General features: G+C 64.6%; 15 protein-coding genes. 8 read left to right on the plus strand and 7 right to left on the minus strand.

All coding sequences use genetic code 11. The features are described 5' to 3' along the window. Nucleotides 1-253: 253 nt before the first annotated feature. On the minus strand, nucleotides 254-544 hold the full coding sequence (locus AC1VXC_RS10550) for a GIY-YIG nuclease family protein (protein WP_481529318.1): 291 nt from the start codon (nucleotides 542-544) through the stop codon (nucleotides 254-256). Between the two features lie 71 nt (nucleotides 545-615). Next, entirely contained in the window at nucleotides 616-1545 is a 930-nt protein-coding gene (gene prmB / locus AC1VXC_RS10555) for a 50S ribosomal protein L3 N(5)-glutamine methyltransferase (RefSeq protein ID WP_481539394.1), read from the minus strand. A gap of 215 nt (nucleotides 1546-1760) precedes the next feature. Between prmB and AC1VXC_RS10560 the strand changes: the two genes are divergently transcribed. Together AC1VXC_RS10560 and asd are read left to right on the plus strand one after the other, a co-directional pair. Continuing rightward, nucleotides 1761-2408: an SCO family protein gene (locus tag AC1VXC_RS10560; protein ID WP_481529320.1), complete on the plus strand. Its 648-nt coding sequence runs from the start codon at nucleotides 1761-1763 to the stop codon at nucleotides 2406-2408. Then, a complete protein-coding gene (gene asd / locus AC1VXC_RS10565) occupies nucleotides 2405-3247 on the plus strand; it encodes an archaetidylserine decarboxylase (RefSeq protein WP_481529321.1) in 843 nt (280 codons plus the stop codon). The genes AC1VXC_RS10560 and asd overlap by 4 nt, the downstream gene beginning before the upstream one ends. Before the next feature lie 156 nt (nucleotides 3248-3403). Here asd and AC1VXC_RS10570 read toward each other — a convergent pair whose 3' ends face one another. Next, nucleotides 3404-4984: a transglycosylase SLT domain-containing protein gene (locus AC1VXC_RS10570; protein WP_481539395.1), complete on the minus strand. Its 1581-nt coding sequence runs from the start codon at nucleotides 4982-4984 to the stop codon at nucleotides 3404-3406. A gap of 123 nt (nucleotides 4985-5107) precedes the next feature. Here AC1VXC_RS10570 and AC1VXC_RS10575 point away from each other — a divergent pair, with 123 nt between their 5' ends. After that, nucleotides 5108-6607: a helicase HerA-like domain-containing protein gene (locus tag AC1VXC_RS10575; protein ID WP_313494462.1), complete on the plus strand. Its 1500-nt coding sequence runs from the start codon at nucleotides 5108-5110 to the stop codon at nucleotides 6605-6607. 110 nt (nucleotides 6608-6717) lie between these two features. Beyond that, nucleotides 6718-7983, plus strand: a complete 1266-nt coding sequence (locus tag AC1VXC_RS10580; protein WP_313494464.1) for a hypothetical protein — start codon at nucleotides 6718-6720, stop codon at nucleotides 7981-7983. Nucleotides 7984-8174: 191 nt separating this feature from the next. Here the strand turns inward: AC1VXC_RS10580 and AC1VXC_RS10585 are convergent, their stop codons facing one another. Next, nucleotides 8175-9623 (minus strand): rhomboid family intramembrane serine protease, encoded by a 1449-nt coding sequence (locus AC1VXC_RS10585; protein WP_313173570.1) that lies wholly within the window; start codon nucleotides 9621-9623, stop codon nucleotides 8175-8177. A gap of 103 nt (nucleotides 9624-9726) precedes the next feature. Here AC1VXC_RS10585 and greB point away from each other — a divergent pair, with 103 nt between their 5' ends. Then, nucleotides 9727-10227, plus strand: coding sequence for a transcription elongation factor GreB (gene greB / locus AC1VXC_RS10590; protein ID WP_313173569.1), 501 nt, complete (start codon nucleotides 9727-9729; stop codon nucleotides 10225-10227). On the opposite strand, the gene AC1VXC_RS10595 is transcribed toward greB, so the two are convergent. Then, a complete protein-coding gene (locus tag AC1VXC_RS10595) occupies nucleotides 10214-11053 on the minus strand; it encodes a DUF3025 domain-containing protein (RefSeq protein ID WP_481539411.1) in 840 nt (279 codons plus the stop codon). The genes greB and AC1VXC_RS10595 overlap by 14 nt on opposite strands. Then, nucleotides 11050-12411 carry a 30S ribosomal protein S12 methylthiotransferase RimO gene (rimO, locus tag AC1VXC_RS10600; protein ID WP_313173567.1) on the minus strand — a complete coding sequence of 454 codons (1362 nt, stop codon included), beginning with the start codon at nucleotides 12409-12411 and terminating at the stop codon, nucleotides 11050-11052. The genes AC1VXC_RS10595 and rimO overlap by 4 nt, the downstream gene beginning before the upstream one ends. A gap of 302 nt (nucleotides 12412-12713) precedes the next feature. On the opposite strand from rimO, the gene AC1VXC_RS10605 reads away from it, so the two are divergent. Genes AC1VXC_RS10605 through AC1VXC_RS10615 form a run of 3 tightly spaced genes read left to right on the plus strand, consistent with a single transcriptional unit; the run spans nucleotide 12714 to nucleotide 13991 of the window. After that, a complete protein-coding gene (locus tag AC1VXC_RS10605; protein WP_481529035.1) occupies nucleotides 12714-13373 on the plus strand; it encodes a dienelactone hydrolase family protein in 660 nt (219 codons plus the stop codon). Beyond that, nucleotides 13370-13792: an HIT family protein gene (locus AC1VXC_RS10610; RefSeq protein ID WP_313494466.1), complete on the plus strand. Its 423-nt coding sequence runs from the start codon at nucleotides 13370-13372 to the stop codon at nucleotides 13790-13792. Before AC1VXC_RS10605 ends, AC1VXC_RS10610 begins: the two co-directional genes overlap by 4 nt. A 31-nt stretch (nucleotides 13793-13823) precedes the next feature. After that, a complete protein-coding gene (locus tag AC1VXC_RS10615) occupies nucleotides 13824-13991 on the plus strand; it encodes a LiaI-LiaF-like domain-containing protein (protein ID WP_170183049.1) in 168 nt (55 codons plus the stop codon). A gap of 72 nt (nucleotides 13992-14063) precedes the next feature. On the opposite strand, the gene dcd is transcribed toward AC1VXC_RS10615, so the two are convergent. Then, nucleotides 14064-14636, minus strand: coding sequence for a dCTP deaminase (dcd, locus tag AC1VXC_RS10620; RefSeq protein ID WP_313173564.1), 573 nt, complete (start codon nucleotides 14634-14636; stop codon nucleotides 14064-14066). Nucleotides 14637-14647 lie beyond the last annotated feature (11 nt).

Here is a 14647-nt window from a genome sequence, read left to right on the forward strand (position 1 = left end):
CGCGAAGGCGGGAATCGCTCTTGCTTGTGCTCTTGCTTGTGCTCTTGCTTGTGCTCTTGCTTGTGCTCTTGCTTGTGCTCTTGCTTGTGCTCTTGCTTGTGCTCTTGCCTCACGCCAGCCAAGCAAAGGCCGGAGCCAGAGCCAGAGCGATTCCCGCCTTCGCGGAAATGACGACCTTGAAAGCAAGAGCTCGAAGCCAAAGCCAAAGCCAACACCAAAAGTAAAAGCCAAAACCAAAACCAAAACCAAAACACTACCCAACTATCTCATCCCACAAATCCCGCCACTCGGGATTCACCTCTTCCACCAACCGCAACTTCCACTCCCGGTTCCACCTCTTCAGCTGCTTCTCTCGAAGAATCGCCGCTTCCATGCACCCGTGAAGCTCGTACCAGACCAGCTTGTCCACGTTGTAGCGTTTGCTAAAACCATCAACCACATGCTGCCGGTGTTGCCAGGTCCGCGCCACCAGATTGCTGGTGACGCCGATGTAGAGCGTGCCGTGTTTCTTCGATGCCAGAAGATAGACGGCGGGTTGTTTCATTCACTCTCGCTCAAGAGCCAGAGCGATCCCCGCCTTCGCGGGGATGACGAGCCAAACAGGAGCAGAGCGCATCACGCCCGCGCAGCTGCCAGCTCGGCGATGCGAGCATGGTGCGCACGCAGCTCGGCCACTTCGACAGCGAAGATGCCCATCTGCCCGACCTTGAACTCGTTCCAGGACATGTAGACCTCCGGCAGCAGCTTGATCAGGTGCTGTTCGGAATCGCCCACTTCGCAGATCAGCAGGCCGTCTTCGGTCAGGTGATCCGGCGCGTCACGCAGGATCTTCAGCACCAGATCCAGGCCGTCGTCGCCGGCACGCAGGGCCAGATCCGGCTCATGCTGGTATTCCTTGGGCAGCGCGTCGGTCTCGTCATTGGTGACGTAGGGCGGATTGGTCACGATCAGGTCGTAGACGCGACCCTGCAGTCCCGCGAACAGATCGCTCTTGACCAGCTCCACGTTGTGGGCAAGCAGGCGCTCCTTGTTTTCTACCGCCAACGACAGCGCGGCGTCATTGACGTCACTGCCATCGACCTGCCAGTTGGGGTAGTAATGGCCCATGGCGATGGCGATGCAGCCCGAGCCGGTGCACAGGTCCAGCGCGCGACTGACGTCACGGCCAGCCAACCACGGCTCGAAGCCATTGAGGATCAGCTCGGCGATCGGCGAGCGCGGCACCAGCGCGCGGGCATCGCTCTTGAAGCTCAGCCCGGCAAACCAGGCCTCACCGGTCAGGTAGGCGGCCGGCAGGCGCTCGTCTATGCGGCGCTGGAACAGTGCCAGCACCCGCTGCCGCTCCTCCAGCAACAGCTTGGCCGCGCCATAGGCCGGACCCAGGTCCGGTGGCAGGTGCAGGCTGTGCAGGGTCAGCTGGGTGGCCTCGTCTAGCGCGTTGTCATAGCTGTGGCCGAAGCTCAGCCCGGCAGCATTGAAACGGCTTGCGCCGTAGCGGATCAGATCGACGATCGTATGGAGTTCAGCGGCCGCTTCGGCAGTCATGGCAATACGGAAATACTTGAAAGGTCTGCGATTATAGGCATCCGACCGGTATATTGACTGCCCAGTTGCAGCCGAAACTTCGGCTTTGGCCTCCAAAAGGCACCCAAACGCCGGCCAAACCACCGGGATGTACGCCTGCAATCCCCTACACTCCCGTATCCCGCCCACGGCGGACGCCCTGTCCCGCCGCCGTACCCGAACGGAAGCCCGCGCGCATGTTCAATCGAAACACCGGCATCATCCTGGCCATCGCCCTCGCCGCCGGCCTCGGCCTGCTGTTGGCGCAGAAGGTCTTTGGCCCCTCCAACAAGGGCAGCGAGGGCACCAGCAGCATCCTGTTCTACGGCACCCCGCGTACCCTGCCGGAGTTCGACCTGGCCCAATCCGATGGCACCCGCCTGATCCCCGGCGAGCTGCGCGGCCATTGGACCCTGGTGTTCCTGGGCTTCACCTCCTGCCCGGACGTATGCCCGACCACCCTGACCGAGCTGGCCAAGGCCCAGAAACAATGGGAAACCATCCCCGACAGCCTGCGCCCGCGCGTGGTGCTGGTGTCGGTGGACCCCGAGCGTGACACCCCGAACCGCCTGGGCGAGTACGCCCATGCCTTCCACAAGGACACCATTGCCGCCACCGCCGACGTGCCCTCGCTGGAGCGTTTTGCCACCTCGCTGGGCATGGTGTTCCAGAAGGCCCCGGGCAAGCACTTCGAGCAGAACCCGGACGACTACAGCATGGACCACTCCGCCAGCATCGCCGTGCTCGACCCGCAGGGCCGGCTGGCCGGCCTGATGCGCCCCCCGTTCAACCCGCAGGCCATTGCCAGCGACCTGATCAAGCTCACCGAGAAATCCGCACCATGAGTCTGGTTACACGCCTCACCTATGTATTGCCGCACCGCCTGCTGTCGTCGATGGCCCGCTCGCTGGCCTATTCGCAGAACCCGCGCATCTCGCGCTGGCTGATCGACACGGTGACCGCCAAGTTCAACGTCAACCTGGCCGAAGCCGCCAACCCGGACCCGCGCAGCTATCCCAGCTTCAATGCCTTCTTCACCCGTGCCCTGAAGCCGGGCGCACGCGTGCCCGCCGCCGATCCGCGCACCCTGACCATGCCGGCCGACGGCCACATCAGCCAGCTGGGGCCGATCGAGGAAGGCCGCATTTTCCAGGCCAAGGGCCAGTCCTTCACCGCTGCCGAGCTGCTGGGCGATGCCGCCGACGCGGTGCCGTTCGACAACGGCCTGTATGCCACCGTGTACCTGTCGCCGCGCGACTACCACCGCGTGCACATGCCGTGGACCGGCACCCTGCGGGAAACCGTGCACGTGCCCGGCCGGCTGTTCAGCGTCGGCACCGATGCGGTGGCCAATGTGCCGCGCCTGTTTGCCCGCAACGAGCGCCTGGTCTGCCACTTCGACACCGATTTCGGGCCGATGGTGCAGGTGATGGTTGGCGCGCTGCTGGTCAGCGGCGTGGAAACGGTGTGGAGCGGCGAGGAAATCCCCGCCTACGGCGACCACATCACCCGCAAGGACTGGCGCGGCAAGGGCATCACGCTGGAGCGTTTCGCCGAAATGGCGCGTTTCAACTACGGCTCGACCGTGATCGTGCTGCTGCCGCCGGGCGTTGCCGATTTTGACCCCTCGCTGACGGCCGAGAGTCCGGTGCAGCTGGGACAGGCGCTGGCCAAGCTGCGCTGACAGCGGCGCGTCCGATTGTAGGAGCGGCGTAAGCCGCGAAGCAGATAGGCCCTCAGATTGCAGAAGCTCTGAGCGCTGAAATCATCCCAGCTTCGCGACTTACGCCGCTCCTACAAAACCAAACAAAAAAGGGCGCCTTTCGGCGCCCTTCCTGGTTCAACGGCCGCAGCCTTCCAGCTTCAGGCTTTGCCCGGGCTTGAGTGCGTAAGCCGGCGCGCGCAGGCCATTGGCGCGCGCCAAGGCCGGCAATTCGCATTGGAAGCGGTTGGCGATACCGCCGAGGGTGTCGCCGCGGGCAACCTTGTAGCTGCGTACTGCCGGCCGACGTGCCGGCGCAGCCGGACGCGGTGCCGGGGCTGCCACCGGCGCCACCGCCTGCGCGGCCTGCATCGCCTGTACATCACCCACTGCCACGCTACCGGTAACCGTCGCCGCCGAGGGGCGCTTGATCGCGGCGTTCAGGTCCGCCGTGATCAGCGCACGGGCCAGATCGGCGCGCGGGCCACTGACGCAGTAACGGTTGTACAAGCCAGCAATGCGAGTGGTCACATTGATGGTGGTGCCGCCCGGAATCCAGCCATCGGCCTCATAACGCGGATTGAGATTGCGCAGCGCGCGCATGTAACCGTCACGGGTACCGGTGCTGCCCAGGCAGATGGTCAGCTCGTAGATGGTGGTCGACTTGGCCAGGCGGAGTGTCGCCGGCTGCGCGTTGAGCTTGGGGAATTCCACACCGTACTGCTGCGGATGCAGGAAGATCCACGCCGCGGCGATCACCATCGGCACGTAATCCTTGGTCTCGCCCGGGAACTGGTTGTACGAGGTATCGGTCCAGAAGCTCTGCCCGCCGGTTTCGCGGTAGATGCGCGCGGCACGGCCTTCGCCACCGTTATAGGCAGCCAAGGCGTATGCGATGTTCTTGTTGAGCCCGCGCATGCGCTCATTCATGTAATCGGCACTGGCACTGGCTGCGCTGCGCGGATCAAAGCGGGTATCGAAGCCGGTGCCGTCCGGACCCAACCCGAAACGGCGGCCAGTGGCCGGCATGAACTGCATCAGCCCGGCCGCGCCAACGCGCGAGGAGGCATGCACGCGACCATTGGATTCCTTGGCCATGATGCCGAACAGCAGGGCTTCGGGCAGGCCGTCCTTCTCCCATTCCGGCCACATGATCCCGCGCAGGTTCATGTAGTTCTCATAGCTGGTCAGCAGCGAGGGCCGCATATCGGTGAGCCAGCGACGGATGCCGGCCTGGATGGCCGGGTTGTACTCGACCATGTCGTCGAAGGCATGGCGATGATCGTTCAGCAGTGCTGCCGCACGCGCGGCTTCAGGCACGTCGGCCACCAACGGCGCGATATGGTCCGGATCGGCTTCCAATGGGCCGCCATCTTCACCTTCCGCGTCGCCGCTGGCATCAGCCCGTTGCTTGAGCAGGCGTTTATAGGTTGCCAGCAGGTTGCTGACCTGGCAGCCCTTCTGCGCGATGCAGGCACTGATCACGTCCTCCATGTCTTCCAGCGCCGCGTCGCCCTCGGTAGTGCCCTTGGGGTCGGCATTGGCAACCAGCACCAGCGCATCGCTGTAACGCTTCTCGGCCGCCGTCATCCGCGCTTCGATGGCATCGACCTTGACCTTGTCGCGGGCTGAGATCGCCTGGGCGGCCGGAGCCACGGTCAACAACGAGGTCGCCAGCAGCAACGACCAACGACGAGCAGGTAACAGGGATACGGGCATCAGCAGCACTGCATGACAAAGGTGAGGCAGGGTAGCTGGCAGACTGACCCGGGGGCAACATTGCCACCGCCGCGATACAGTCGGCCGTTAGAATCCTTCCTTCATTCATCAATGAGTGCCTCCATGGACCCGATCCTGCTCGGCAAAGGCGTCACCGACGACATCGCCGTCACCCTGCTCCCGCGCTTCGGCAACCGTCACGGCCTGGTGGCCGGCGCCACCGGTACCGGCAAGACGGTGACCTTGATGACGCTGGCCGAGGGTTTCTCGCGGCTGGGCGTGCCGGTGTTCATGGCCGATGTGAAGGGCGACGTGGCCGGCCTTGCGGTTGCCGGCGAAGGCGGCGAGAAGCTGGCCCAGCGCGCCGCCGAGATCGGCGTCGACGGCTTTGCCCCGGCTGCCAGCCCGGTGGTGTTCTGGGACCTGTACGGCAAGCTCGGTCATCCGGTGCGCACCACCGTCAGCGAGATGGGCCCTACCCTGCTGGCCCGCATCCTCGAACTCAACGACACCCAGTCCGGCGTGCTCGACATCGTCTTCAAGCTGGCCGATGACCGCGGCCTGCTGCTGCTCGACCTGGACGATCTGCGCGCCCTGCTCGGCCTGGTGGCCGAGGAGCGCAAGGACATCTCCACCGAATACGGCCTGGTCAGCGCGCAGTCGGTGGCGGCGATCCAGCGCTCGCTGCTGCGCCTGTCGCAGGACGGCGGTGAAGCCTTCTTCGGCGAGCCGGCGCTGGAACTGGCCGACATCATGCGGGTCAACCACGATGGCCGCGGCGTGATTGGCATCCTTGCCGCCGCGCAGCTGATCCTCAAGCCGCGCCTGTATTCCACCTTCCTGCTGTGGCTGCTGTCAGAGTTGTTCGAGCAGCTGCCGGAAGTGGGCGACCTGGAAAAGCCCAAGCTGGTCTTCATCTTCGACGAGGCGCACCTGCTGTTCGACGATGCACCGCCAGCACTGGTGCAGCGCATCGAGCAGGTGGTGCGCCTGATCCGCTCCAAGGGCGTGGGCGTGTACTTCTGTTCGCAGTTCCCGGATGACGTGCCCGGCAACATCCTCGGTCAGCTCGGCAACCGGGTGCAGCACGCACTGCGCGCCTTCACCCCGCGCGACCAGAAAGCGGTCAAGACGGCGGCCGAAACCTTCGTGCAGAACCCCAAGCTCGACGTGGTCGCAACCCTGTCGCAGCTGGGTACCGGCGAAGCACTGGTATCCACGCTGCAGGACAAGGGCGTTCCCTCGCCGGTGCAGAAGACCCTGATTGCGCCGCCACGCTGCCGCATGGGTTCGATCACCGATACCGAGCGCGCCCAGGTGCGTGCCGGCAGCCCGGTCGGCACCCGCTACGACAACGCCGTCAACCGCGAGTCCGCCGCCGAACTGCTGGCGCAACGCGCGGAGAAGGTGGTCGAACAGGCACCCGCAGCGCGTACGCGCCAGCAGGACGAGGCACAGGAAGGTGGCTTCGGCCAGAGCATCAAGGATGCGATCTTTGGTACCAAGCGCCGCCAGGGCATGATCGAAACCATGGCCAAGCAGACCACGCGCACCGTCGGCACCAAACTGGGCAACCAGATCGTGCGCGGCATCCTCGGCAGCATCTTCGGCGGCAAGCGCTGAGCAGCAATACCGGGCCCGCGGCAGGCGGCGCCCCCCCGCCCCCGACCCGCCGCCGACGGCCGCCCCCCCCCCGCTACGGCCACAATCATTGCCTGACCCAGGGGGATGTCATGGAAGACCGCAAACGCGGCGCGAGCGCGCAACGTCCACAACCGTTCTGGCAGCGACTGCCTGCGATCACGCTCTATCCTGTGCGAGGGCCGGCGCTGTACTCGCTGATCGCGCTCACCTTGTGCACCCTGCTGACCTGGTTGCCGGCGATTGGCTGGCTGCTGGGCATCATCACCTGGGTGGCGATCTACCGTTACGCCTTCGAGGTGCTGCGCGAAACCGCCAACGGCCGCATGTCCTCCCCGGAGAACACCCTCAGCAGCAGCGATGGCACCGTCATCCGGCTGCTGGGGCTGATGATACTCATGGGCATTTTCGTGGTGGCGGTGGCGATCTTCACTGGCCCGGTGATCGGCTTGCTGACACTGGGTGCGGTGGTCCTGCTGCAGCCGGGCTGCGTGATCTCGCTGGCGATGGATGGCAGCCTGCGCCACGCCGCCAATCCGGCCACCTCGATCACCATCGCCTTCCGCATCGGCTGGCCTTACCTGGCGGCCTTCCTGCTGCTGTTCGTCATCCAGGCCAGCGCCTTGACTGCCGGCCAATGGCTGCACACGTTCATGCCGCCCGTTGTCGGCGAGCTGGTACTCAATTTCTTCAGCATCTGGGGCCTGTTCAGCGCCTTCCACCTGCTCGGCTATCTGGTCTACCAGTACCACGAGGCGCTGGGTTTCGAACCGGAAGGTGCTTACGACACCCTGGCGCGGCATGACCCGGACCAGCGGCTGCTGGATGAGGCCGAGCACTTCGTCCGCGAAGGCCAACTCGATGCCGCCCTGGATGCCCTGCGTGGCTCGGTGCGCTCACGCGCGGTGAGTCTGCCAGTGCACGAGTTGTACCAACGCCTGCTTCGACGCAAGGGCGCATCGGATGCATTGCGCGACCATGCCCGCCAGTACATCAACCGTCTTCTGATCGAAAAGCAGGAGCGCGAGGCGATGAACGTACTGCGCGACATGCTCGAAGTCGACCCGGACTTTACCCCGGCCGATCCGCAGCAGGCCGCACAACTGGCCGAACGCGCGCGCCTCGGCGGGCAGCTGCAACTGCAGATGGATACCTTGCGGGCCATGTTCAAGGCGTGGCCGCGTGCGCCGGAGGCAGCGCAATGGGCCTTGCAGGCCGCCCTGCTGCTGGGCGAACGCTACAACCGCGACGCCGAGGCACTGCAACTGATCGACGAGGCGCTGCAACGCTGCGAAGACGAGGAGCAGCGCCGCAAGCTCGAGGCCGCCAGGCAGGCCTTGCAGGTCAGTCCGGCCTGACGCAGCACGCTTGCGAGCACCGCCGCACAGCCAACGTAGCCCGGGTAAGCGCAGCGCACCCGGGAAGCAAGGACATCTGGGCGGATCTCCGTTCGTGCGGCAGCAGCCCCGGGTGCGCTGCGCTTACCCGGGCTACGGAGTGGTACCAGCAGACCGACCTTGCTCGCCTTGAAGCTGATGCGGCACTCCCTTCAGTCGTTCTCCAGCAGGAAACGCGCCTTGCCGGCCTGCGGCGTGCTACCAAACCGCTGTTGCAGCAATTCCAGCAGGCGGCGGCGCTGCGCATGCGCATGCGCCTCGCCGTGTCGCAAGGCCAGCCGGAGCCACCCCTGCGCCTGCGCCTCACCGGATAACTGCGTCGCCTGTTCCCATACTGCTTCCGCTTCCTGCAGCCAGCCGGCCTTGAGGCAGCGCTCGAACGCAGGTTGCGCCAGTTCGGCGACGACACCCTCGTGCAGCAGCTGCTGCACGATGCCCCGTTGCGCGGCCAAGCTGTTCGCATCATCAGCATCCAGCCGCAGCACGTCCGCTGCGCGCACGCGCTGATCGTCCAACTTGCCGGCGTTGGCCGCCACGCGATAACGCGCCAGTGCAACATCCAACCGCTGCGGTTGCTCGACGGCCAGCTCAGCCAGCACGCGCTCGGCCGCGGCATTCTCCAGGCGTCCCATGTATTGCTGCGCCTGTTCCCAGCGTTGATCGCTTGCCGACGCTTCGACCTCGTCGGCCATGAACGCTTCGCGGGTCTGCCGGGTCAACACCAGGACGGCACCCAGCAGCGCACCGCAGATCAAACCGCCGGCGTGGGCATCAAAGCCGATTCCGGCTTCGTCATTGGTCAGCAGGTTGAACACTTCCCAACCAAGCCACAGCGGCAACAGCCAGATCGCCGGCGCGCGCACATAGTTGAAGATGACCCCGAACCAATAGAAGAAGCGCACCGGCCGCATTCCCCATACCACGCAGAAGGCACCCATCACGGCCGCGATCGCGCCCGATGCCCCCAATCCGCCTCCCACCTCGCCCCAACGCCACAACACGCTGGCGACACTGGAGCCGACCGCCCCCAGCAGATACAGCCCGAGGAAACGCCAGGCGCCAAGTGCACCTTCCAGCAACAGCCCCAACACGACCAGGAACAGCATGTTCCCCAGCAGGTGCATCACGCTGCCGTGCAGGAACGCCGCCGACAGCAGTCGCTTCGGCGACCACTCCGAACTGCGCAGGATATGCCGCAGGGTGAATACCTGGTCCAGCTGCGCCTGATACGCGCGGCGCAACGGCGCCCAAGCCGCCTGCTCGTCTTCCGACTCGAACAGGCCACCGTTCTCCAGCGCTCGCTGGAACGCGACATCGCTCAAAGTCGCCATGCCAACGTAACCGCCCCGCTGTGCCACAGGAACGGACTGCAGTTCGGCCAGCGCTTCGCTTTGCGCACCCAGACGCAGGTGTTTTTCATACGCTGGCACTTCGTACTCCGCCAGTCCCGACTGCTGGTACCAGGCCTGCGTCGCCTGTACCTTTTCTTCGTCGCCGGCCTGCCAGGCAAAGAACACATAGATATTGACCAGCACCAGCAACACGGTCACCACGGGCAGCGTGCTCAGGTTGAGTGGCTTGTGCAGCGGCAGGATCAACATCGACCGAACTTCCTTGTCAGAGAACGCGAAGCTTCGGGCATCGATTGGCCTTGCGCAAGCAAGCCCGGCTACCATGCCCGCATCCACGCAATGCATGACCGCAATGAGCCGCTGGCGTCCCCCTGCAGAAAAAAGCACCGCCCTGATCACCGCCCAGGGCCATGCCCGGCTCAAGGCCGAGCTGGACGAACTGTGGCGGCAACGGCGGCCGGAAGTGGTCAAGGCGTTGGCGGCGGCCGCCGCCGAAGGTGATCGTTCGGAGAACGCCGAATACACCTACCGCAAGAAGCAGCTGGGCGAGATCGACCGCCGCGTGCGCTACCTCAGCAAGCGGCTGGAAGCCCTGCGCGTGGTCGACACCACGCCCAGCGACCCGGAAGCCGTGTTCTTCGGTGCGACAGTGGAGCTGGAGAACGTCGACTCCGGACAGACCGTCATCTACCGGATCGTCGGTCCCGACGAAACCGATGCGCCAGCGGGCTGGATCAGCATCGATTCGCCGCTGGCACGGGCACTGCTCAAGAAGCGCATCGATGACGAATTCGCTGTGGAGCTGCCCGGCGGCCTGACCCGCTTCGCGATCCTCGACGTCAGCTACGGCTGAGCCTGAGCGGCTGCGGATAAACCCGCCCTTCGCGTAGCGGGCGAAAGTAGTCGGTCAATTGATAAAAGGCCGCGTCTTGGGGCGCATGCCAATGGGGGATGCCGGCCAGCGGCAGTGGCCGCAACTCGGCAGGGTCGACAAGCAAGGCATCGCCTTCGATTGCCGCCGCCACTGCGGCGACGCAAGCCACTTCGTCATCGCCAACGACAACCAGGCACTTCCCTACCAGCAATCGATCGGGCAGCAAGGCCTGCTCCATCAGCGCATGGCCAATCACCGCGCAGACCGCGATATCGCCTTCGCGCCAGCCATCCGGATCGAACAGTGCTGACCAGTCATGTCGATCCCATGCCGTCAGCAAGCCTGCATCGCGGACACGCACGATCAGCCCGGTTTCATCGAACTGGGTCAACGCCGCCTGCGCGCGATTGCGCTGGCTTGCCCCCATCACTGCGATATGCCGGCACTGCTGCGCATTGAGTGCGCGTTTGATCACGGGGTGGCGTGCCCACACCAGCGCGTTGAACAGGTCATGCCAGTTCCGCGCGCGGGTGGCGATACGGCCCTGCGCAATACGCTGTTCGTAGTGCAAGCCGTCATCCAGCAGCGCGTCGTCCTGGGTCACGAAGCGCTTGCCCTGCACGGGCAACAGCGCATTCAACGCATCGATGCCCGGCCAATCGACCGAATGCATCATTGCTTCAAAACCGTGGAAATCCGCGAACAGCGGATGATCAAAGCAGCGCGGATCCACCTGGCCGCGCAATGGCGCTATAAAACGACGCCGGCCCACGCCGGCATCGCTTGCGGCCGGCGCTGTGGTCACAGCACCTTGAGGTCGAACGGCGCAGCCTTGGCTTCGATGAGCGCATCACCGAACAGATCGTGCTCGTCGCTGTCGGTGATCTCGACGTTGACGAAGTCACCGACCCGCAGCTTGGCCTCATCGGCATTCTGGATATGCACCAGACCGTCGATCTCCGGCGCATCGGCCTTGGAGCGAGCCACGGCGATGCCGTCCTCGATGCCATCAACCAGACACTGCTGCACGCTGCCGATCTTGGCTTCGAGCTTGGCTGCGGAAATGGCGGCCTGCTTTTCCATGAAGCGGGCTAGTCGCTCCTGCTTCACTTCTTCCGGTACCGGGTCCGGCAGCTGGTTGGCGGTAGCACCTTCCACCGGCGAGTAGGCGAAGGCGCCGACGCGGTCGAGCTGTGCGGTATCGAGGAAGTCCAGCAGCTGCTCGAACTCGGCATCGGTCTCGCCCGGGAAGCCGACGATGAAAGTGGAACGCACGGTGATGTCCGGCGCGATCTCGCGCCAGCGCAGCACGCGCTCCAGGGTCTTGTCGACTGCACCTGGACGCTTCATCAGCTTGAGGATGCGCGGGCTGGCGTGCTGGAACGGGATGTCCAGGTACGGCAGGATCTTGCCCTCGGCCATCAACGGCACCACGTCATCGACGTGCGGGTACGGATAGACGTAGTGCAGGCGGGTCCAGGCATCGAGCTCGGACAGGCCTTCGCACAGCGCCTTCATGCGGGTGGCATATTCCTTGCCGCGCCAGGTACCCGGCGCGTACTTGCGGTCCACGCCATAGGCCGAGGTGTCCTGCGACACCACCAGCAGCTCGCGCACGCCGCCCTTGACCAGACGCTCGGCCTCACGCAGCACTTCATCAACCGGACGCGATACCAGGTCGCCACGCATCGAGGGAATGATGCAGAAGCTGCAACGGTGGTTGCAGCCTTCGGAAATCTTCAGATAGGCGTAGTGACGCGGGGTCAGCTTGATGCCGTAGTCCGGCACCAGGTCGACGAACGGATCGTGCTTGGGCGGCAGCGCGGCATGCACCGCCTCCATCACCGTGGTGTAGTCCTGCGGACCGGACACTGACAGCACGTCCGGGTAATGCTCGCGGATCATGTCGCCCTTCTTGCCCAGGCAGCCGGTGACGATGACCTTGCCGTTCTCGTTCATCGCCTCGCCAATCGCATCCAGCGATTCGGCCACGGCCGAGTCGATGAAGCCGCAGGTATTGACCACCACCACATCGGCCGAGTCGTAGGACGGCACGATGCTATAGCCCTCCACCCGCAGCTGGGTGAGGATGCGCTCGGAATCGACTAGGGCCTTCGGGCAGCCAAGGCTGACGAAGCCGACTTTGGGGTTCAGCTGGGACATGATCTGGAAATCCTGGGGCCGGGCCGGAATGGCAGCAGGGCCGGAAAGCCGGGCAGTATACCGGGCCACGGCCGCGACGCCCTGCGGCTGGCTTAATACGCAGGAGAGCTGATAATCAGTCTCATTGCGGGAATGACTGACTAGAGCCCCTCTCCCGCGAGCGGGAGAGGGGTTGGGGTGAGGGGAAGCTTCTAGCAAGCAGACCCCGCTCTAAAAGCTCCCCTCATCCGCCCCTTCGGGGCACCTTCTCCCGCAGGCGGGAGAAGGAACTCCGCCTTTCGCCCCTTACCCCGGAGCCCCTCATGTCTCAGTGGATCACCCTCCCCACCCCACTTGGCCCGGTCCGCGCCTGGCAGGCCCTGCCCTCCGGCAGCCCACGCGCCGGCCTGGTGGTCATACAGGAAATCTTCGGCGCCAACGCGCACATCCGCCATGTCGCCGAGCAGTACGCCGCCGAGGGCTATGGGGTGCTGGCGCCATCCTTTTTTGATCTGATCGAGCCGGACCTGCAGTTGGACTATGACGCGGACGGCGTCAGCCGCGGCAAGGCGCTGGTCGACGAGCTGGGCGTGGACCGCGCGGTAACCGTGGTCGAAGCCGCCGCTGCGGCATTGGCGCCCTACGGCAAGGTCGGCACGGTCGGCTATTGCTGGGGCGGCACCATCGCCATGCTGGCCGCGCAACGGCTGGGCCTGCCATCGGCCAGCTACTACGGCGCGCGCAACGTGCCGTTCCTGGACACAGCGTTCAAAGCCCCGGCCATCTTCCACTTTGGCGACCAGGACGCCTCGATCCCGGCCGCCGCCGTTGCAGCGCACCGTGAAAAACAACCCGACTTGCCTGTATATGTCTATCCAGCCGACCACGCCTTCAACCGCGAGGTCGGCATGCACTACCACCCAGCCAGCGCCGACCTGGCGCGCGAACGCACCTTGGCCTTCTTCAGCGAGAACCTGCGATGACCGAAGCTGTGACGTCCGATTTCGTACTTGACACCCGCCTTGCCGCCGACAGCGTGCTGATTGCCGATGGCCCCCTGTCGCAGATCCGCTTGATGAACGACGACCGCTTCCCTTGGGTCGTGCTGGTACCGCGCGTGCCCAATGCCAGCGAGTGGATCGACCTGGACGGTGCCCAGCAACGCCTGCTGCTGGCCGAGATCAACCAGATCTCCCAGCACCTCAAGCACAAGCCAAACGTCAGCAAGATCAACATCGGTGCGCTCGGCAACATTGTGCGCCAGTTGCATGTGCATCTGATCGGCCGCAACGAGAACGACGCCGCGTGGCCGGGCCCGGTCTGGGGCAGCGGCAAGGCACAGCGCTTCGATCCGGAGGTGCTGGCCCAACGTGTCGAAATCTGGCGCCAGCGGCTACGATAAGCACCTTCTTCCTTACGGACTCCGCAAGCCGATGCGCTCCAATCTGATCGCCGCCCTGATCCTGATCATCGTTGGCCTGTTCTTCCTGGCCAAGAACCTCGGCTGGATCAACGGCAACATCGGCACCATGCTCGCCACCTGGTGGCCGGCCATCCTGGTGGCCGTCGGTATCGGCATGCTGTTCGGGCGCGGCAAATAAGCCGCTCCGCCGGATCCTGCATAAAGAAAAAGGCGCCTGACGGCGCCTTTTTCATTTCAGCTCAAACCGCACTCAGGTGCGCGGCAGAGTAACGCCGGTCTGGCCCTGGTACTTGCCGCCACGATCCTTGTACGAGGTCTCGCAGATGTCATCCTTGTCGGCCTGGAAGAACAGCATCTGCGCCACGCCCTCGTTGGCATAGATACGTGCCGGCAGCGGCGTGGTGTTGGAGAACTCCAGCGTCACATGGCCTTCCCATTCCGGCTCCAGCGGGGTCACGTTGACGATGATGCCGCAGCGCGCATAGGTGCTCTTGCCCAGGCACACCACCAGGGTGTCACGCGGGATGCGGAAGAACTCCACCGTGCGCGCCAGCGCAAAGGAGTTCGGCGGGATGATGCATTCATCGGCCTCGATATCGACAAAGCTCTTCGGGTCGAAGTGCTTGGGGTCGACAATGGTCGAGTTGATGTTGGTGAACACCTTGAACTCACGCGAGCAACGCACGTCGTAGCCATAGCTGGAGGTGCCGTAACTGACGATGCGCTGGCCATCCACCTGCTTGACCTGGCCGGCTTCGTACGGCGCGATCATGCCCTGCTGTTCGGACATTTGGCGGATCCAACGGTCGCTCTTGATGCTCATTCAGTGATCCT

This window comes from Stenotrophomonas sp. STEN033, assembly GCF_056856655.1.

Bases quoted from the DNA above. Each gene is read 5' to 3' on its own strand.
- AC1VXC_RS10550 (WP_481529318.1), bottom strand. From the start codon at position 544: ATGAAACAACCCGCCGTCTATCTTCTGGCATCGAAGAAACACGGCACG.
- prmB (WP_481539394.1), bottom strand. From the start codon at position 1,545: ATGACTGCCGAAGCGGCCGCTGAACTCCATACGATCGTCGATCTGATC.
- AC1VXC_RS10560 (WP_481529320.1), top strand. From the start codon at position 1,761: ATGTTCAATCGAAACACCGGCATCATCCTGGCCATCGCCCTCGCCGCC.
- asd (WP_481529321.1), top strand. From the start codon at position 2,405: ATGAGTCTGGTTACACGCCTCACCTATGTATTGCCGCACCGCCTGCTG.
- AC1VXC_RS10570 (WP_481539395.1), bottom strand. From the start codon at position 4,984: ATGCCCGTATCCCTGTTACCTGCTCGTCGTTGGTCGTTGCTGCTGGCG.
- AC1VXC_RS10575 (WP_313494462.1), top strand. From the start codon at position 5,108: ATGGACCCGATCCTGCTCGGCAAAGGCGTCACCGACGACATCGCCGTC.
- AC1VXC_RS10580 (WP_313494464.1), top strand. From the start codon at position 6,718: ATGGAAGACCGCAAACGCGGCGCGAGCGCGCAACGTCCACAACCGTTC.
- AC1VXC_RS10585 (WP_313173570.1), bottom strand. From the start codon at position 9,623: ATGTTGATCCTGCCGCTGCACAAGCCACTCAACCTGAGCACGCTGCCC.
- greB (WP_313173569.1), top strand. From the start codon at position 9,727: ATGAGCCGCTGGCGTCCCCCTGCAGAAAAAAGCACCGCCCTGATCACC.
- rimO (WP_313173567.1), bottom strand. From the start codon at position 12,411: ATGTCCCAGCTGAACCCCAAAGTCGGCTTCGTCAGCCTTGGCTGCCCG.
- AC1VXC_RS10605 (WP_481529035.1), top strand. From the start codon at position 12,714: ATGTCTCAGTGGATCACCCTCCCCACCCCACTTGGCCCGGTCCGCGCC.
- AC1VXC_RS10610 (WP_313494466.1), top strand. From the start codon at position 13,370: ATGACCGAAGCTGTGACGTCCGATTTCGTACTTGACACCCGCCTTGCC.
- AC1VXC_RS10615 (WP_170183049.1), top strand. From the start codon at position 13,824: ATGCGCTCCAATCTGATCGCCGCCCTGATCCTGATCATCGTTGGCCTG.
- dcd (WP_313173564.1), bottom strand. From the start codon at position 14,636: ATGAGCATCAAGAGCGACCGTTGGATCCGCCAAATGTCCGAACAGCAG.